The following is an 18,782-nucleotide window of genomic DNA, read 5'->3' as shown; positions in this document are numbered from 1 at the left end:
TGTTTTTTACTTGCCTAGTCTTACATTGGACTTACCATACGTTTTTCTAACTTCTACTTCAACTAAATCACCACTTGGACCAGGTTTGTTCTTTTTATCAAGCCCTTTATCAGCAGACTTACCATAGGCTAAAAACTTACTTAATGATTCATTATCTCCTTGCTCTAATATAGAACGTATATCATTTGCTTTTTCGGAAGACATGAACTCCTTGATTTGTCTAGAACTAGCCTTATCTAACATTGCCCATACTGGCTCCGTAAAACCTTTTTCAACCAAATGCACTGAAAATTTTCCTTGAAAAGAAGAATCTTCCATCATTTCCTCGTCCAATGTGAAAGTACGATGATTATCAAATCCTTCTTTTTTCCACATATGCATAAAAACTTCCATACCAGCACCTAAATAATGCTCTGGACAGTCCTTTATCATGAATTTCAACCAAAGAGAGTAATCATCTTCTGAAATTTCACTTGATTTTAAACAATCAAACAATTCCTGAAATTTACCAAAATTGGGCATGTCTTTCATTTTATTCAAAGATCCATAATGACCATTTTTCTCTAAATCTCTTCTTAAAAGCTCTGGATATCTATTAGGACTTACCTGACTCAGGAAAAACTCAAATATATCAGGATAAATGCGAAAATTAGGTCCTGCCGTATAAGCTGCATTTTTCATCAAGATCTCATCTTTCTTCTGAGCACTTAATTCACCTGCAGGCAATGATTTTATCTTATTCCAAAAGAATTCCACTGCTTCTACTTTTCTACGATCTATAGCGCAGTAAAGCCCATACTCATATGGATGACGACCTCTTAAATCCAATTTATCGAGATACCCACTAATGAAATGTGACCAAAACTGAGCTAAAGGACCTTCTCCACAACACCTAACTAAGTGACTATATTCAAGCAAACTGTCATTACCTTGGGCAGACAACTCCTCCTTTCTTTCCTCAAATATAGCTCGTATTTCATCTTCCAAGCAACACTCACATGCAATCTGATATCTTTTTTCTCTAATAAAGGGATTATCTGAATCTGGTGGTGCAATAAGCTTTTTACCTACCATTTGTCTATTAAGCTTAACTCCGTGCAAGCCACTTACTTCTTTCCAAGACTGCTTGTCAGATAGTACTTGTGCAAGAAAATTGTACCACTTTTTACCAATCTTTGTGATTAAACCCCAATGTGCATAGCACCAGCGTTCAATTTGGAGGAGCTTAGATGCCTTGTAAGGATCATCCTCCTTAATAGATGAAAATAAAACTTCCGGAATATCTCCACGTTCCATAATTACCCCTCTTTGCAAATGATGAAAAAATACTTTGATTCTTAACCCTCTCACGTACCATCATGATTTTAGAAATTTTTCCAACCCAAAGTAATTTCCGATGAAAGACTCTTAACAGGATCAATTTGTTTTTTTTTTTTTTTTTTATCATACGCTTGTTAATTCTTTCGAAAGTAAAATTTTTTTTTTTTTGTGGCGTTTTTTTTTAAAAAAAAAAAAATATACCAATTTTCCCGGGCTAAAAATAAAAGGGGGGGGGATTTTTTTTTTTGGGATCAATTGGTTCGCCGGGCGAGATTTTTTACTTTTTTTTTTTTGTTTTTTCCTTTTTCCATTATTTTTTTTTGTTGAAGTTATACATCATCCTAAGAGAATAGAAGGACCTCTTCAAACTTTTTCATATAGTAGTATTAATTACCTCTCGGCGATTTATTTTTGATAAGACTGTCTAAATAATCTGTTGTTTCCTGCCTTATCAAAACAAAGATTATGAAATTTTTCAAAAATAGGACAAATATTAATTCCTACTCTATGTAATATCTTAGATAAATCTTTCGGCTTAAAAAGTTCTTTCTCGGCTAAGAAATGATTTAAATAATTTTCTTTGTTAAAACAAGATTTATGAAAATTCCTTAAAATAGAAGAGGCATTATTTCCTTCCATGGATAATATATTGGATAAATCATTCGGACTAAAGCCTTCATTATAGGGACCATCTAAAAACTTACTTCCTGCCTCATAAAAGCGACCATCATGAAAATCTTTTAAAGCGAGAACAAATATTAGCTTTTGCTCCGTGTAATATCTCAGATAAATTACTTAGCTGTAAAACCCCCTTCTTTATTTATGAAATAATTTAAATACTTTTTTGTTTCTCCTATAAAACAAAAATCATGAAATTTTTCTAAATAATCCGCTGCTCCACTCAATATACTGCATAAATCACCTGGCCAAAAACCTGCATTATATTAATCATCTAAAAGTTTTGTTTTTTCCCTTTTATCAGTAAAACACACACTATGCAATTTTTTTAAAGTAGAAGAGGCATGAACTCCTGCTCCACATGACATAGAGGATAAGTTTTTTGGCTTAAAACCTGCATTATAGAAATCATTTAAGAGTTCTGTTTCTTCTCCTTTGTCATTAAAACAAACACTATGCAATCTTTCTAAAGCACCTTTAGCCTTAGCTCCTGCTCCACCTAACATTCCGGATAAGTTACGTGGCGTAAAACTTTTTTCGCCTTTTTTCTGAATAAAGTGCTTTAAATGTTGAGTTTTATTTCCTTGCTCATCAAACCAAAGGTCATATAATTCTTTAAAAGCTTTTGCAGCATTAGCTCCCGCTCCACCTAAAATACTGGACATATTAGATAGATTTATTCCTTCTTTTTCTAGAGTTTTTAAATATTGTGTTTTTTTTCCGTTCTCATCAAACCAAAGATCATATAATTCTTTAAAAGCTTTTGCATTCGTACCTAAAATCCTATCTTCATCAAACCAAAGGTCATATAATTCTTTAAAAGCTTTTGTAGCATTAGCTCCTACTCCACTTAAGATACTAGACATACGAACTAGATCTACTCCACTTTCTTCTAGTTTTATTAAGTATCGTGTTTTTTTTCCTTCTGTATCAAACCAAAGGTCATATAATTCTTTAAAAGCTTTTGCAGCATTAGCTCCTGCTTTACCTAAAATACTTGATACATTAGATAGATTTACTCTTTCTTTTTCTAGAGTTTTTAAATATTGAGTTTTATTTCCTTCTGCATCAAACCAAAGGTCATATAATTCTTTAAAAGCTTTTGTAGCATTAGCTCCTACTCCACTTAAGATACTAGACATACGAACTAGATCTACTCCACTTTCTTCAGGTTTTATTAAGTATCGTGTTTTTCTTCCGTTCTAATCAAACCAAAGATCGTATAATTCTTTAAAAGCTGTAGGAGAGTTAGCTCCTGTTCCATGCAAAATACTAGACATATTAGCAAAACTTATTCCCTTTTCTTCTAGAGTTTTTAAATATCGTGTTTTTTCCGTTCTGTATCAAACCAAAGATCATATAATTCTTTAAAAGCTTTTACAGCATTAGCTCCTGCCTTACATAAAATACTGGAGATACTAGATAGATTTATTCGGTTTTCTTCTAGAGTTTTTAAGTATTGAGTTTTATTTCCTTCTGCATCAAACCAAAGGTCATATAATTCTTTAAAAGCTTTTGCAGCATTAGCTCGTGCTCTATGTAAAATACTGGACATATTAGCTGGGTTTATTCCATTTCTTTTCAGAATTTCTAGTCTTTTTTCTCTAATTAAAAAATCTAAGAACTGATCAAATTCAGGTATTCCATCTCTACCAATCACACTTTTAGCAAATTTAGTTTCCTCATTGTGCAGCCTCTTCGATACTACGTCAACACAACGCCTCCGTTTTCCAGAGCTAGAACCAGCTTCAGGACTTTCCTTGGCTGAACTCCTTGAACCACTACTTTGTTCTGATGGGGTAGTTCTAGCATCTCGTAATCGTTTCGAACGCTCTTTGCCTAACATAAAAAACACTCCTTGCTTCCATTATCACTTTCTTAATTATTGATGGTATTCAAAAATAAGCAAGTTAAATTTTATGACTCAATGTATGAGTCCAGAGTATTAGATATAATATTCAAGAGATCGCAATAATAGCTACAAATTAGCAGTCAGTATAATCCGATAATTTTATTCTATTAACAGCCTATTAGCATCACATTAATAATCCATAAATTTGTTTTACGTTTTTTGAAATGCAAGCTTTAATTGAGTCACTAGGCTTATGTTTTTAAAGTTGAAACTAGCGCTGACAAGCAAGATTATGTTTATTTTATTATATCTTTGCTATAAATTTACCTTAATTCTTCTTCATTCTTAGATAAATCTGTTATTAATCTAGGAATAAATATTGCTAAAAACTTAAAAAACACAACCACTTCCAGCGTTCAAAACCAAGGGCGGTGAGAAGTGTTTTTCTTGGGATGGCATGGTCTACTGCTTGTTCTATGCGAACTTTTCTTTATAGTAACTTGACTATACCCTAAAATTAGCCGTATTAGACCACTTTTACTAAATTTGTGTACGAACTAATTTGTCTAACTTTATTACAACAATTTTGCATTTTTATTTACACAACCCTATTTTTTGCAATTTGTTCTCACAAACATAGGTACTTTTTTCGCGCTTTTGGAAAAAGTAAATAAATAAATTCATTGTAACACTAAATATATGTATTTCTTAAAAATTACAATTAAGGATAAAGTAGCCAAGTTTCTTGATCAGGTAAAAGAATGTCTTAATAATTGCTAAGTTACTAAAGAGGAGAAAATAACCAAATGGAAGTACTATGTTGCTCCTTATCTTTGCATAAGCAAGATGTATATAGAAAATTCCTTATGATTGTAGATCTTTTATAAATTCCTGAAAATCTTCAATCTATGACAAGATGTTAACAAAAAATTTACTGTTGTGAAATGGTAAAATTTGAAAAAAATGATTGTTGACAATAATAATTTATTATACTAAGAGATATATAAAAATATAAATGGGGGTAGTGAGTATGGAATCTGGTTTAGATCATAATTACAATGCAATACTCAGTAGATTAACAAGTACTGTCAGAGATGGTAATAAACAGACCGAAGCAAGAAAACGCTTAAGAATCGAAAGATGGTTAAGAGTTAATATTCAGTTGATTGAAGATTTTAGTGGAATAGAGCTAGAATTTTTCTCTGACATATTTTTTGATGATGTTTGTTGGGATGGAGTAGAATTAAAAAATAAAATTGTTGGCGCAAAACTGATCGAAGAAAAGAATCAAAATGGAAGAGAAAATCCACTTGATCTTTCTGATAGATATTACTTAGCATGTAAATATTGCTTAGAAGATATGGTACCTGGGTTGTTTGAGCAAGTATTTACGAAGTTTAAGAATAGCGCATTTGAAGAAAATATTTCTGATGATAAGCTAAAGGATGAGCTTTTGGATCATCATAAAGAGAGTAGCCCTATAAAGGCTTTTTGGTCTTCCCATATCGATAAACAGTCTGGAAAATTGAAGGAATATAAACCAGTTGAAGGTTTGAAAGAAGCTATAAAAATAAACTCTAATAAAAACTGGGGAGAAGGTATAGAGTTCTTTTATAATAAGATTCACAATGACAAGAGCATTTATAATAAAGGTGATTTATTAATTAATGCGGCTTTATCTGCAGCAAGGGGTTACAAAGATACGGATATTTTAGAGTTTTGTCTACTACATATGAGTGATAATCAAAAGAATGAATTATTGAAAAGAGATCTTAAAGAAAATACATATCATGCAGTGTTAAGTAAATTAATTGATGGGTATTGCTTTAGCTCTTTTAAGAATTTATTTCACTCCCTCGAACCTAAAGCCCTTTCACCCAGGCAGTATGGAGTGATATTGTCATCTTTATCAGGAAAAATGCTTTTAAATTCAGATTTAGCTGAGCAAGCTAAGGAAGCTATCATGTACGTTTGGAAACATAAAAGTTTTGAGAAATGTAGAAAATCTGTATTTAAAGATTATTCAATTAAATATGTAGTTGCAGATTTGATTGTAGATTTGCGTAAAGAAGAAAAAGAGAAGGGAGTAAGAGAAATACTAGAAATATTGAAATATTCTGAGGTTACACAGAGACAAGAGCTCAAGGATTCTCTGATAAGAACAATGAGTGCATTACATGGAGTTGGTGAAGAGCAACTTACCAAAGATCAACAATTGATAAAAAAACTCTTTTCTGAATTAGGTAAGTTATCTGAGTGTGAGAAAGAGCATTCAGTTGCTCAAAGTAGTGGATCAGATATTGGAGCTGGCGAGCCATCTGGTTTGCCGCAAACAAATCTTAGCCTGACTGGTGTCCCACATAATGTGAAATTTTCAAGCCCTAGTAAATAGGGGAATTATATGCAAAGTACTACAGAGCCATTTGAATTGGTGCAGCTTTTATTGATGGAAAATACATCAAAGGACGAGTTTTTGGATTTTCAAAAGAGATTTCAGTCATTTATTGATCAGTCTCCTTCTTTTTTACACTCAGTTGGAAAGAAAGGCTTTTTCCCTAGTTTCTTTTTTGGCACTTTTACTACTTTGTTGGATTCAGGTCTTGCTGACTTTAGAGATGTTAAGGTTAAGGAAATTTGCTTTCGTTTTGATGATCATGGTACTTTGAAGCTAGCTGTATTAACTGAAGATTCTAAGACAAAAAGTGAAAAAATAATCTGTATTGCAGTATCTGATAAAGAGAATGCTAAATTAGAATTTGATCGAGAAGAATTGGCAAACATAGATTGTCATTTCTTTTTTGGCCGAGGTCAAGATCAAAAAGTTCAGTTAAGATATGAAAAACATACAAAAGTTGGATATGGTGTAACAATTGAGAAGGAGAAAAAGAAAGTTGCTTGCAGTTCGATAAAACTTGATGGCCATGTTTCACCAGGAGTAAAAGAATTTACTTTAATAAAAAGAAAAAAAGAAAACTTGAAAGACTTAATTGAAGAGTTAGCAAATAAAGGTCACGGGGAAGTAATAAATACGATGAAAGAAGTGCTTGACTATATTACTAGTATCTATAGTGAATATAAAAATAATAGAGAAATTAAAAAACAATTTGATGGTAAAGAATCAAGTTATCATGGTTTTTTAGCAGGATTCTTAGAGGTTGTCCGGAAACTAGTAAATTCAAGCATATTCCCTCTTTAACATAACCCTACTCATAGCTAGGTATATGAAATTCTCAGTGGATGTTGTGAGTAAATCATACTCCTTCGATAGCCTTCTATTCCTATTAACCCAAGCAAAAGTCCTTTCTACAACCCATCTTCTTGGCTGTACTTTAAACCCTTGTTCTCTTGTTGGTAGTAGCTCAGGTGGCGTATCTTTGTGCACCCAAAATCTACATGGAGGCCTTTTAACAATTTCAATATCTATGTCATATTCTTCCTTTATGTGATTCTTTAAATTTCTTCCTTGGTATCCCATGTCAGCCCACATTTTTTTAACTTTAGTATATTTTGTTCTCATATTGTTTAATGCTATTTTAATACCATCTCTATCATTTTCGTTAGCAGCGCCTACGTAACAACCTAGTATAAAACCCTGAGTGTCTGTAATTATATGCCTTTTTCTACCCTTTACTTTTTTACTTCCATCATAGCCTTTGATCCCCCCTTTTCTGTAGTCTTTACAGATTGACTATCTACTATACAGGCACTCGGCTGCTCATTCCTTCCTATTTTTCTTCTACTATATTTTGTAATTTCATAATTCATTTTCTCAAAAATTCCCTGCTTCTTCCATTGCCTGAACTGCTCATACACAGTCTTCCATAGCGGAAAATCATTTGGTAAATACCGCCATTGACACCCTGTACGCAATACATAGAAAATTGCTTCTAATATTTCTCTTTTGCTATACTTTGGCGGCCTTCCTCCTTTCTTGTATGATACTCTGAAGTGTTTTTCTATTCTTGCCCATTCCCTTTCGCTTAGATCTGTTGGATACTTTTTTCTCATCTTTACCCCGTACTAAAATTTCAGATATTATAGCCTTTTACTTGTTTCCGGACAACCTCTTAATGAATTTCAAATATCGTTATCATCTAAAACTGTATCTTGAATTATTTGCAGGAAAAGGTCAGGCAGATGTTATTTTGCTTGTACGTGGCATTGATAAATCACTAAATGCTATTCCTATTATTATTGAACTTAAAGCAAAAACAGATGAAGCAAACACACCTCAAAGAGCAATGGAGCAAGTTCAAGGTTATGTTAAAGGGTCTTTTTCTAACTTTGTCAGAATGGTTACCTTAGCCAATGAAGTGGTTTGTGTAGGGTTGAATTTTGAAATGAATCGTGTTGCTAAATATTCACTTTATGCACAAGAATTCTTGGATAGAAAAAATAATTCTGTAGTAGAAAAGTTGCTTAGCATTCCTCAAATTATGGTATCAACTACTAAAACAGTGGAAGACCAACTAGGAAGTTCATTGAAAACTCGAGCAAAAGAAATAAATAAAGACGCTATAGAAAGTCAATTAGGAAAATTAGGTAAAGGAGAGGAAATTGGTGAAATAATAAAAAGCCAATTAATGGGTTTATTTAAAGAAAACAAAGATAAAGTTGATAAACAGCGTTTAAAGAAACTTTTGGAAAATTTACCTAATATTTGTGTCGCTCAAATCATAAGAAAACAGTTAGAATACCTATATTATGGAATCGTTTGGAGTAATGGAGGTAGTGATAATATACATTACGTAAGTCAGTTTATTTTAGGCCAGTTAATACTTATTTCTGATATGATTAAAGATGAGAAATCAAGAAAATATACTTTTATTTATAATAAGGATGGCAAAATGGTTGAAGGGTCACAAGCACGTCCAGAATCAGCAGAAGAAAGTATTGCAGATTGTGTTACAACTATAGTGTTAACTGTAGGCAAGAAGGTGTTTATACTCAACATAAACGAAAAAAATAAATTTGCATTGAGAATGCCAGATGGTAAAAGGATTCCAATTGAAGAAATTCAGAACATTAATGACATAAAAATACAAGAAATCACTTGTAATTTGCACAGTACACCTAGTAATAAGAACCCATTTAATCAATACTGTAGGGAGAATGAGGGATTAACAGTAAACACATACAACTCATTGGATGAATACAAAAGAAGCGGTGAAGCTTTTCAAGGTAATTTCTTACCACCAATTGGTCAAAACGAGAAGTTTAAGGTAGCTATGAAAGAAGCTATAAAATCTGGTGGTTATGGTAATTACAAAAAAGTATTTAAAGAAATTTCTAATATATTGTATCCTTTCAAATCATTAATAAACAATGAAGCTACATTTCAAGCTCTATTACATGGTTTATTTAGTAGCTACAGCGAAGATAATATAAAGGTTATTACTGAATTTCAAATAGGTGGTGGAGAGAAGTTGGACATTATGTTAATTATAAAAGCTACTGACAGAGCAAAAGAGTACCCTCCAGTTGGAATAGAGCTAAAATTTGCTAAGGTGGGAGAATTAAATAAAAAAGAAAAAGAGGCTAAGGATCAGTTGACAAGATATGAAAAAGGTGAAGCGTATAAGGTAATTACTGATGCTGACAAAGCGAAATTGATGTATGCTGTTTTTGATAAAGGCGCAGCAGATAAAGATTCTCTTATAAAAATTGGCGATAAGTTTGTAGATGTAGAGGTAAAACATAGTTCCGATATGATGCTTCCTAGTCAGCAACCAGCTAGTAATGTTCAGCAGCCAATTGCTCAGCAGGCAGGTCCATCTAAACGAGCATTTAATCGATGATTAGTTTAAAATAAATTATTTAAATAAGATAGGATGTAGGTAAATGCTAACCTTACTTTAGTAGTAAAAGGCATTTTATTACTACATTTTAGTGAATTATATATTTTTTTTTAAATTATCTTACTCCACTCTCTCAAAAAACAAGTGTAATAAACAACTCCAGAGGTTAGATGATAATAGTTACTAAAACAAGTATTTTCATAGCAGACCTCACTATAAAAATATTACTTGAAAAGCTTTATCAAGGTATGCTATAGTCAATATTACATTACATAATAATATAATAAAATTAAGTAAAGTTGGACAAAAGGTATTTCAAGGAGAGAGTTATGCCTATTCTATCTAAGCTATTGGATTCACAGCAACAAAATACAGAATATTTAAAGCACTCTGGTGGCCATTCAACTTCTGAAAATAATGTAGCAGATTTGGACGATTATAATTTGTTTGTTCAAGGAATAAGCAACCGTCCTGAGTTTTATGACTTTGATCAGACACATGAAACTGAAAAGACTTCTGACACATGTGTAGAGAATATATTGTCGTATCAAAGCAAAATTGATGACAGCTTAACTGATAACAGTGATTCAGATTTAGAAAGCGATTATTATTATCCTATTAGTCCAAAGGACTCAGCTTTGATGGACCTAGACTTACCATTAACCGGAGATGAGAAAAGTCTAATTGATGAATTTTGTAAAGAATTAGAAGATGTAGTAGCAAAAAATGATCAAGGTTATAGGGATAAGCATGAAAATTTTACAAACATTGCTTTAAAACGTATAGAGTGCATAACAAGTAAATATTTGCAAAAAGGGATAAGGCTCAATTCAAAATGTAACGATGATGAGTATACTATAACAAGTTTAATTTTTAAGGAAATAAGAAATATCCCTGATAGAATACGACAGCATAAGGGATTACCATCTTATGAGAGTTTATCAGACGATAGTGAGGCTATAACAAGTTTGGTTTCTAAGGGAATAAGAGATATTCCTGCCTATGAGGGTGTATCAGATGACAAAAATATAGGTATTATACGCAATATCATGAATAATTTACTATTAAAAGGTGGAAGGGTAAAACGCAGTTCCTTCTATGATAATAGGTTATTGTATGCAACTTATGGGTTCAGTTATGAGATTTTTGCAGGACGTGAAGAAATCGATAACAAGCTAAAAAGCGTAGCAAATGAAGGTATTATAAACAGTAGTGCAAAAGGCAAAGCTTTACACACAGAAATGGATAATGGATATTTTTATGTAAAATATTTGCAAGATAGCACTATTGAGGTTGCAAAAGTTACAAATAATCCAAAAGTGAAAGATTTAAGTTTTAGACATCATATATTTCATATTGGAGAGAGTATAGTAAGAATTGAAAATGTAGGAGGAAAAAGAAATTATACAGATGTTTTAGGAGATGGCATTGAAATGTCTTTTACTACTGAAGTGGGAAAGATTAGTATTCATCTATATTCTAGTGATAAAGATAGTAATATAATAGAAGTAAAGCTTGATAGAGAGAGCCAAGAGAAGTTTGACAAGTTAAAAAATCAATCAAGTTTAGGGGAAAGTTGCCTTTAGGAGGAAAAAGTGTTCTACAAGCTGTAAAAGATGGAAATTTTGAAAGAAATGCATCTATAGAGTCAAGTGAAACTATTAAGCAATTAGATTGTGTAGTAAAAGAATCAGATGCTCCGTCTACTCTTATGATGTCAATTGATAGTTTAGACCAGCCGCAAAAGATTGAATCTTCAAAAGAAATAATAGTGTGTTCATAAAGTCAACTAAAATTATTAAACAAAAAAAAGGTTTTGGAGGGGTAAAAAAAATTGATATATTTTTAAAGCAAGATTCTTGGAGGTATTCAATAAACTATACGCTCAAAGCAAGGAGAAATAGCATGAGGATTTAGAGAAATTGAGTTAATAATTAAAAGATTATTCTAAAGAAACTATTTTCCTTTCTTGATGTTTATTTCTTTTTAGACATAACCTTTTGTGCTGGATTCAGGAAAGACTGGCTGCTTCACACTTTCTACTTTTTCGAGTTTTGTATTTGATTGAATTGACTTTTGTGATGTCCACAGAATTTCCTTTAATCAGACCAACTACATGATTCAGCGGAAGAAGTGCTATAAGAAACATTAGGCTCTTATGAAATAATTTTGAAGCTCTTAGGTCGTTTCACATATAAATTAAGATTATCACTTTTTTTATTATATAATTAAACTTTTAACACTGATTTCCCTCAATTTCTGGCACATCTATCTCCTGTGGCTTTTATAAATTAAGACGTCAGTCTATATAATTTCTCCAACTGCTCACTCCACAGCATCGGTATTTCTCTTAAATCAATCAATTTCAAATCTCTTGGCTGCTTTCCATTTACTATGTCTTCTTTAATCTTCGGCGCTAAATAATTTAACCTTAAAATTTGTTGTATTCGTCTTGTACCTATATTAATTTTGGTACTCAGCTCCTTCACACTTGCATATTTTCCCTCTTCTAGCTGACGTTTCCACAAATGAGCTCTTACCACTGCTTTCAGTAGCGCATTGTTTGTTTTTGCTTCTGGTTCTACTACTGTGCATTTGTTTCCTTTCTTTTTTAACCACATCGATATAAATTCTACCTTATCCTCTGAACTCATTTGGAGAGTAGACCGGCGGAACTTCCCCACCAGTCTCTCGCAGAACTGTGCATGAAGTAGAGTGGGCAGCCAGCGAGTTACTTGTTAAGTACTTTTCCAACAACCCCTCTCCGAACCACGCATGATCGTTTCCGTATCACGTGGCTCTCCAATAATCTAACGTTTTAAGGAGTCACCATCATATTTTCCATATTGGATTTTCTTATGGCATTCATGACAAACAACAAGAGTCTTCCTCTGTCGTTCAATCATTCTCTTTTTCCATTTCGGTAGCTCAGTATTACGTTTACCTAGCAAATCAGCAAGTTTACGTACGTGATGTACTTCAATCTGCTCTTGTGATTTACATAATTCACAAGTTTGTGCCAATAGTCTTTGCTCTATTTCACTACGCTTATTCCATATTGGTATAAGGTTATCACTTATACTTACCCATTTATTCCATTTTAGTGACACAGCACCAAAGTGTGTAATTAATGGTATCTTTGATGGTAAACGATCTACTCTGACTTGGATGACTTTTCGTTTTTCACCTTCGTCGTTTTCAATCATTGCACCAAATTTTCTATAAATTTTCCTGCAAGTTGTTTTGTATTTAGATGCTAAAGTCTTTACTAATGATACTTCCATCACATACTTCAAATAACTTAGTGTGTGAAGGTTGTAGGCCATTTTGTAATATTGTACAATTCCTCGATATTCAGTTTGATACTGAGCAACAATACTGTAAGCTGTATCAAGTGTACGTTGAGGTAAATGTATAGGCTTTCCACAACGCATATATTCAGAACACTTTTTCTGCTTTATATGATGTGGTACACGTAACCCAATACTACCGTTAATACATCGTTGTGTCCGATGATCATGTTTATCATCTGCATGCAAGACGTGTATTTTATAACCTAAAAAATTGGCTTTGCTATCACACGCGTGTGTAATAAGCGTTTTATCTTCATTAAGCATAAGTTTGAGCTCCTCATTGAGGAATTTAGCAATCTCATTTTTAATTTGTTCAGCTTCATTTTTTGGTCCTGCAAACCCTACCAGAATATCATCAGCATACCTAACATACCAAAGACGTCGATAATTTAGATCACAAGAATCCTTAGATGGCATACCCTGCACTAATTGACGCAGTTGTTTTGCTTGATCCCAGTTCCCTTGTTTTCTCATCATCGATACTTGCATGGTTAACCTTAAATATTTTGGATTTGTCTTTCTTCGCTTACCTCGGTTATTTGCTGGTATTAGTATATGTTCCACATGTTTATCTAACCGATCGAGTAATATGTTACTCAAAATTGGACCAATAATAGAACCTTGTGGTACCCCACTATGACTCTTATTGTACTTCCAATTTTCCATATATCCTGCTTTTAGCAGTCGATTGATTAGCTGAATAAAACGGTTATCTTGGAAGCTTTCACTCAGTATTTTCAACAACATAGTATGATCAATTGAGTCATAACATGCACTGAGATCTCCCTCTATAAACCATTTTGTACCTCTGCCTTTTTGCATTACTGCTCTTAATGCAGTGTGGCATCCACGCTTTGGTCGAAATCCATGTGAACATTCACTAAATTTAGGCTCATAGTAGGCTTCCAATATTAATCGGATTACTTCTTGAAGTAACTTATTTGACCATGTTGGCAATCCTAACGGCCTGCGTTTACCACTCTTCTTTAAAATATAGATACGTTTTACTGGTGTCCACCGATATCGCTCATAGCGTAAATCCTCTATGATTTTATCGATTTTCTCCAAAGACATACCATCAACTGTTTCAGTTGTCACACCTTCTGTCATAGCACCTTTATTACGACAAAGTTTGCCATACGCTCGAAGGTAAAGATCACGCTGATAAAGTAGGCGATATACGTTTTTAACCGGCAAATTTCTTTGTCCACGTTCACGTATAATGTTAAGTATTGTTTCAGCTTTCCGCATCTTGCGTACCTCCCAATTTCAACATTCAATTATCTGTCACCCTTTGCCCTGTATGTGGCTTTCCCACGCTCCCCGGTGATTCGTTACTTTCACGACTACTACGATGACTCCGTAACCATAGAACTCGCGTTCCTTAGGTCATCCCATGTTCCGTCACTAAGAACTGTTCTAGATCAACTTAGGTTTTCCATTCATCCTCTTAAATAAGTTCACTACTTATCGTTCTACAGCCAGAATGTCACACAAACGAAAGTTTAATCTGTGCTTACCGTAGACATGGGGTTTTAAATGCGATACCCATGGATGTGAAGTCCCACCCCTGAAGATTAGAATTCAAGCAGTTTAGCTTTAACCATATTGATCAGGTGTTGCAAGCCGTTATCTTACACATCTTCAGATAACTCTCGCTTTACATACATGCTCTTGTCCTCCTTCCCTTTCGGGTTAAAGTTAGTTGTTCACCTCGAGGCCATTTATTCTGAACCCCGCTTAGCTCTGCTAAGTATTTCTTAATGCGTACCACGGCGCACCCTCGCGACTCACACAGCTCCCATTATTCAGTCTTTTGACCTAAAGCTAGTGTCCAGTGGTAAAAAGTATTTGTCCCTTCTTTCCTCATTTTTCCTAGAAGTTGCCTCGCTAGTCTTCCATGATTTCGAAGCTTCTTATACTTTCTTCTGACCCACTTTTCTAGGTGCTGCTCTATGTTTCTCAGAGGTTTATATATCTCTTTCCTGTAAAACCTGCCATAGTACTGATACCAGCCTCTGACTATTGGATTTACTGTCTTTGATATTTCCTCTAATGTTTTGTGTGTATTTCGTAGTATTTTCCAGGACCTTATGGTTGTAGTAATATTTTTCTTGGCCTTGTTGCTAATTGCGGGAAGAAATGAAACAAAATGCTTTCCTATTTTATTTCTTGCTAACCTGGGTCTAAATGTGTAACCCAGAAAATCAAAACTTTGTTTAGGAAATTCATTTTTCCTATTGTCATCCTTGCAGTACACAATTTGTGTCTTTGCAGGATGTAATTTTAGCTTATACTCAGCCAGTCTTTCTTCAATTGCTACCCTCATAAATTCCGCCTGTCTACTACTCTTGCAGTGCACTATCGCATCATCTACATACCTCTCAAATGGTATTGTTGGGCACTTTCGTCTCATCCACTCATCAAATACATGATGCATAAATATGTTTGAGATCAGCGGGCTTATTGAACCTCCTTGCGGAACTCCTTTATCCCTAACTACCTTACTTCCATCTGCTTGCTGAATTGGCGCTTTCATCCATCTTTCAACATACAGTATGACCCATTTGCAGTCTGTGTGCCTTTTGATAGCTCGCAATGCCAACTCGTGGTCCAAATTGTCGAAAAATCCTGCTATATCAAGATCTATCGTCCAATCGTACCACCAGCATCTTTTCCTCGCAGTTCCTACCGCATCCAGTGCAGATTTGTTTGGTCTATAACCATATGAATCTTCATGAAACTTCGGGTCTACTAACGGTTCTAGATACATTGTAGCTGCTGTCTGCGCTATCCTGTCCGATACTGAAGGGACACATAAAATTCTTTGTCCCCCTTCTGTACCTTTTGGTATTGCTACAGCTTTTACAGGCTCTGGAAAATAACTTCCAGATGACATTCGATTCCATAGCTTGTACAGATTATCTTTTAGATTTTCTTCAAACTTTGTTATCGTAACCTCATCTACACCAGCAGCACCCTTATTTTTCGATACTTGTTTATAAGCTCTCCAAATAACTTGCTTCGGTATATCAAAAGACTTTGTTTTACTCATTAACTCCTCCCTTTCGGTTGATAAATAATTAAAACTGAATAACTCAGCCCCTTCGCTCCATTTCCATTACAGAAATTTCTTCACTACTACGAGCTGATCCGCCCCTGTTCTTCGCATCGGTACTCTCATCCTTGAAGTTTAGCTTCTTGGATTTCTCCCTTATCATCGAAATGACAGGTTCCCGCAGTTCTACACAATAGCCCAAAATGGATCCGCGCCACCTATATGCCGGACGCCATCTATCCAGTAAACAAGTTTCCGATAGATTTATCCCAGGTTAGGCTAGAACACCTGGTTTTGACATCTTCTATGAAGTTTCGACACTTCATCAGTGGTTCATTTGCATTCGCCTCTCCATTTTACACATGACGCATAATTGCGCCTTTTCCATAACGCTCACTACCATGGCTCTTTACCAAAGCAGCTTATGGCTGTTTGAAGCCTGCTCTTGTAAACCGGCTCCGAGGGACCTACCCTCATCTATTGTGCAGCTTCAACTGATCGCTTCTACGGCACACCTAACCTCCAACTTTTCACTTTTTCCCCTACTTCATAGTCTAGAATTTTTTCCACGCAAAGAACCATACATATAATATTTTCTACTATAGCTCAAAGGCTCCAGATATAACGGTAAGAAAAAACCTCTGGAACCTTAAAGCTGGCTGTAGACGCATTAAAGTTCTCTAAAGGTTTCTTTACTACCTTCACGTATCCTATTCACCCACGAAGACGGAGACAATACTTCATCATTGCTAACTTCTTTTATAGCATACTTTTTACTCCATATGCCACATCTAGTGAAACTACCTCTCTCTACTGCTTCTTTAAGTTTTACTCCTCCAAAGAGACAGTTTTTTCCTATTTCTTCTCCTATTTTTTGTAATTCAGCCCACATTTCCTTGTTTTCTACTCTCAATTGTACTTGATCATATTTTTTTACATCGTGGTACAATATAATATTTAGCTTACCAATGCTTGTAGGAAATTCTAATATAATAGAGCTTTCATCTGACATATCGATATAGTTTCTTATACCTCCCTTCTCACTTTTAACCTCAACTGCATCATTGCCAATTTTTAAAATATTACTTCCTAATTCTCTCAGTATTTTGGCTACCTCTACCTTGCTATCATCAGAAAATTCTATATACGATGTTGTATTATCTATCTCAACATCTATTAATTCTCCTTCTTGCACAGCACTTTCGCCAGCCTTCTCTAGTTCTTCTAGTCTCTTATCTATCTGTGGCTGAACTTCTGGCTGTAGCTCATTATAGATTTCACCTATTAGTTTATTCTGCAATAAAGTATCATGAAAATCTGCACCACTTAGCATTAATTTACGCATTATCTTTTTTCGATCAGTCTTATCAAATTTATGAAAATGTATACCCAATACTACATACTCTGCAATGCTCCATTCCCCATCGTTATATGCATTTATTCTTGCTCCAGAAGCTAGTACTTGGTCTATAGTTTTGTGCAATTCATTTACGTTTTTTGCCTCTACCACTTCACTTTTAAACCAGCTCAACTTTTCGCTTTCGCTTATACTTGGCTTTATTTTTTGCAAAGCTGAAGCAAATGGATTTTTATCTTCTTGATCATTTAAAGGTTTTGTACCATATATGTAGTCGAGCCCTTTTCCGTAGTTGATTTGAACGTCTCTATCAGGGGAGGGCACTTCTCCAAGCTTTTTAGCCTTATTAATTTTGCTCACAAAGGTAGGCTGCTGGCTAGTACGACCAATACCTCTAATAGAATTTGATATTTCACCCTTCGATAATCTATCAAGATCAATGTTTAACTCGTAAGTACCTCCTTCTTGATCATCAAAAGGTACAATTATTTTCTTACCCATATTATCCTCACTATTAAAAATACTTTTTAAGTATATAAACCTTAGTTTATATATTCTATTACTCATTATAAATTATAGTGAGTAGATTTGCAAATACTTTCTACTATAACAATCCGTTTTCTCTAAAGCTAAAATAACCACCACTTGTGATGATAATGTGATCAAATAATCTAACGCTTACAGTACTACACGCTGCTGCTAAGCCCTTTGTTACTGCTTGATCTTCTTCTGACGGCTCTAAGCTTCCTCCAGGATGGTTATGTGACATTATTATTAATGTTGCATTTTTTATTAATGCTTTTTTTATAATCTCCTTTATGTATACCGGTGCTTTTTCCATTTCACCAATATAGGATTCTTCTCCGATTAATTGGCGCCTTTTATTCAAGTACAGTATTTTTACACATTCCCTTTCTGAGTGTCCTATACTTACGTTCAAATATTCTACTAGCCCTTGTAAGTCCATTATTGGCTCACTTTTGAGCTTTTCTCTCAGTACCCTTTCTAGTGTTTCCTTAACACACATAATCATTGCTACTGCAGAATCAGTTACTCCTTCTATAACTTTCAGGTCATCCATTTCTCGGCCTAAAATCCTTCCTACTCCCGTATAAGTATTCACCAGATTTTTAGCAATTTCTTGAGCTTGCGGCCTTTCATGTACTGCACTTAGAAACGTTTCCATTATTTCACGATCAAGTAGTGCTTTGCCTTTGCTTTCTAATATTCTGAATTCGATTTCTTCTTTACTTTTATTCATATAATTTACCCTTCACTAACAACAAACTTTTTTTAAATATTTACTGCTGTTTTTTTATCAGCATTGGCATAGAGCCATAGCTTCCGAGTGAAGTCAAATCAATTT

At 34.1% G+C, this 18,782-nt stretch carries 15 protein-coding genes and 2 pseudogenes; 6 read left to right on the top strand and 11 right to left on the bottom strand.

Features of this window, described 5'->3' with window-relative positions; genetic code table 11:
- Positions 1-6: 6 nt before the first annotated feature.
- The 4 genes from ACJZL3_RS04380 to ACJZL3_RS04365 all read right to left on the bottom strand — a co-directional run bounded on the left by ACJZL3_RS04380 (position 7) and on the right by ACJZL3_RS04365 (position 3,844).
- Complete coding sequence (locus tag ACJZL3_RS04380; RefSeq protein WP_208571530.1) at positions 7-1,296, bottom strand: hypothetical protein; 1,290 nt, start codon at positions 1,294-1,296, stop codon at positions 7-9.
- 429 nt (positions 1,297-1,725) lie between these two features.
- Complete coding sequence (locus ACJZL3_RS04375; protein ID WP_419198634.1) at positions 1,726-1,959, bottom strand: hypothetical protein; 234 nt, start codon at positions 1,957-1,959, stop codon at positions 1,726-1,728.
- Positions 1,960-2,264: 305 nt separating this feature from the next.
- On the bottom strand, positions 2,265-3,140 hold the full coding sequence (locus ACJZL3_RS04370) for a hypothetical protein (protein WP_419198633.1): 876 nt from the start codon (positions 3,138-3,140) through the stop codon (positions 2,265-2,267).
- 173 nt (positions 3,141-3,313) lie between these two features.
- Positions 3,314-3,844: a hypothetical protein gene (locus ACJZL3_RS04365; protein ID WP_419198632.1), complete on the bottom strand. Its 531-nt coding sequence runs from the start codon at positions 3,842-3,844 to the stop codon at positions 3,314-3,316.
- Positions 3,845-4,880: 1,036 nt separating this feature from the next.
- On the opposite strand from ACJZL3_RS04365, the gene ACJZL3_RS04360 reads away from it, so the two are divergent.
- Entirely contained in the window at positions 4,881-6,242 is a 1,362-nt protein-coding gene (locus ACJZL3_RS04360) for a hypothetical protein (RefSeq protein WP_419198631.1), read from the top strand.
- A 9-nt stretch (positions 6,243-6,251) separates the two neighbouring features.
- Positions 6,252-7,046, top strand: coding sequence for a hypothetical protein (locus ACJZL3_RS04355; RefSeq protein WP_419198630.1), 795 nt, complete (start codon positions 6,252-6,254; stop codon positions 7,044-7,046).
- On the opposite strand, the pseudogene ACJZL3_RS04350 reads toward ACJZL3_RS04355, so the two are convergent.
- Positions 7,026-7,858 (bottom strand): annotated as a pseudogene (locus ACJZL3_RS04350) (IS5 family transposase). The gene ACJZL3_RS04355 and the pseudogene ACJZL3_RS04350 overlap by 21 nt on opposite strands.
- 62 nt (positions 7,859-7,920) lie before the next feature.
- Between ACJZL3_RS04350 and ACJZL3_RS04345 the strand changes: the two are divergent.
- From ACJZL3_RS04345 to ACJZL3_RS04330, 4 genes are all read left to right on the top strand, one after another.
- On the top strand, positions 7,921-9,648 hold the full coding sequence (locus ACJZL3_RS04345; protein WP_419198629.1) for a hypothetical protein: 1,728 nt from the start codon (positions 7,921-7,923) through the stop codon (positions 9,646-9,648).
- 329 nt (positions 9,649-9,977) lie between these two features.
- Positions 9,978-11,234: a hypothetical protein gene (locus tag ACJZL3_RS04340; protein ID WP_419198628.1), complete on the top strand. Its 1,257-nt coding sequence runs from the start codon at positions 9,978-9,980 to the stop codon at positions 11,232-11,234.
- Complete coding sequence (locus ACJZL3_RS04335; protein WP_419198627.1) at positions 11,225-11,431, top strand: hypothetical protein; 207 nt, start codon at positions 11,225-11,227, stop codon at positions 11,429-11,431. Before ACJZL3_RS04340 ends, ACJZL3_RS04335 begins: the two co-directional genes overlap by 10 nt.
- Positions 11,422-11,565: a hypothetical protein gene (locus ACJZL3_RS04330; protein ID WP_419198626.1), complete on the top strand. Its 144-nt coding sequence runs from the start codon at positions 11,422-11,424 to the stop codon at positions 11,563-11,565. The genes ACJZL3_RS04335 and ACJZL3_RS04330 overlap by 10 nt, the downstream gene beginning before the upstream one ends.
- A gap of 374 nt (positions 11,566-11,939) precedes the next feature.
- Here the strand turns inward: ACJZL3_RS04330 and ACJZL3_RS04325 are convergent.
- The 6 genes and pseudogenes from ACJZL3_RS04325 to ACJZL3_RS04300 form a co-directional block, all read right to left on the bottom strand.
- Positions 11,940-12,308: pseudogene (locus ACJZL3_RS04325) on the bottom strand (recombinase family protein); the annotation flags it as partial.
- A gap of 150 nt (positions 12,309-12,458) precedes the next feature.
- Positions 12,459-14,252 (bottom strand): reverse transcriptase/maturase family protein, encoded by a 1,794-nt coding sequence (locus tag ACJZL3_RS04320; protein WP_253309139.1) that lies wholly within the window; start codon positions 14,250-14,252, stop codon positions 12,459-12,461.
- A 553-nt stretch (positions 14,253-14,805) separates the two neighbouring features.
- Positions 14,806-16,056, bottom strand: coding sequence for a group II intron reverse transcriptase/maturase (gene ltrA, locus ACJZL3_RS04315; protein WP_419198617.1), 1,251 nt, complete (start codon positions 16,054-16,056; stop codon positions 14,806-14,808).
- A 43-nt stretch (positions 16,057-16,099) separates the two neighbouring features.
- Positions 16,100-16,222, bottom strand: a complete 123-nt coding sequence (locus tag ACJZL3_RS04310) for a hypothetical protein (RefSeq protein ID WP_419198591.1) — start codon at positions 16,220-16,222, stop codon at positions 16,100-16,102.
- Between the two features lie 507 nt (positions 16,223-16,729).
- Positions 16,730-17,917, bottom strand: a complete 1,188-nt coding sequence (locus ACJZL3_RS04305) for a hypothetical protein (RefSeq protein WP_419198625.1) — start codon at positions 17,915-17,917, stop codon at positions 16,730-16,732.
- 103 nt (positions 17,918-18,020) lie between these two features.
- Positions 18,021-18,677, bottom strand: a complete 657-nt coding sequence (locus ACJZL3_RS04300; protein ID WP_419198624.1) for a JAB domain-containing protein — start codon at positions 18,675-18,677, stop codon at positions 18,021-18,023.
- Between the last annotated feature and the right edge of the window lie 105 nt (positions 18,678-18,782).

It is taken from the genome of Wolbachia endosymbiont of Rhagoletis cingulata (assembly GCF_048537655.1).
In the GTDB taxonomy this organism is placed as follows: Bacteria; Pseudomonadota; Alphaproteobacteria; order Rickettsiales; family Anaplasmataceae; genus Wolbachia; species Wolbachia pipientis.
Note: the sequence above shows the minus strand (reverse complement) of the source record. Positions and strands in the feature narration are given on the sequence as shown.

Excerpts from the sequence above, each read along its gene's own strand:
- ACJZL3_RS04380 (WP_208571530.1), bottom strand. The coding sequence starts at position 1,296 with ATGGAACGTGGAGATATTCCGGAAGTTTTATTTTCATCTATTAAGGAG.
- ACJZL3_RS04375 (WP_419198634.1), bottom strand. The coding sequence starts at position 1,959 with ATGGAAGGAAATAATGCCTCTTCTATTTTAAGGAATTTTCATAAATCT.
- ACJZL3_RS04370 (WP_419198633.1), bottom strand. The coding sequence starts at position 3,140 with ATGTCTAGTATCTTAAGTGGAGTAGGAGCTAATGCTACAAAAGCTTTT.
- ACJZL3_RS04365 (WP_419198632.1), bottom strand. The coding sequence starts at position 3,844 with ATGTTAGGCAAAGAGCGTTCGAAACGATTACGAGATGCTAGAACTACC.
- ACJZL3_RS04360 (WP_419198631.1), top strand. The coding sequence starts at position 4,881 with ATGGAATCTGGTTTAGATCATAATTACAATGCAATACTCAGTAGATTA.
- ACJZL3_RS04355 (WP_419198630.1), top strand. The coding sequence starts at position 6,252 with ATGCAAAGTACTACAGAGCCATTTGAATTGGTGCAGCTTTTATTGATG.
- ACJZL3_RS04345 (WP_419198629.1), top strand. The coding sequence starts at position 7,921 with ATGAATTTCAAATATCGTTATCATCTAAAACTGTATCTTGAATTATTT.
- ACJZL3_RS04340 (WP_419198628.1), top strand. The coding sequence starts at position 9,978 with ATGCCTATTCTATCTAAGCTATTGGATTCACAGCAACAAAATACAGAA.
- ACJZL3_RS04320 (WP_253309139.1), bottom strand. The coding sequence starts at position 14,252 with ATGCGGAAAGCTGAAACAATACTTAACATTATACGTGAACGTGGACAA.
- ltrA (WP_419198617.1), bottom strand. The coding sequence starts at position 16,056 with ATGAGTAAAACAAAGTCTTTTGATATACCGAAGCAAGTTATTTGGAGA.
- ACJZL3_RS04310 (WP_419198591.1), bottom strand. The coding sequence starts at position 16,222 with ATGATAAGGGAGAAATCCAAGAAGCTAAACTTCAAGGATGAGAGTACC.
- ACJZL3_RS04305 (WP_419198625.1), bottom strand. The coding sequence starts at position 17,917 with ATGGGTAAGAAAATAATTGTACCTTTTGATGATCAAGAAGGAGGTACT.
- ACJZL3_RS04300 (WP_419198624.1), bottom strand. The coding sequence starts at position 18,677 with ATGAATAAAAGTAAAGAAGAAATCGAATTCAGAATATTAGAAAGCAAA.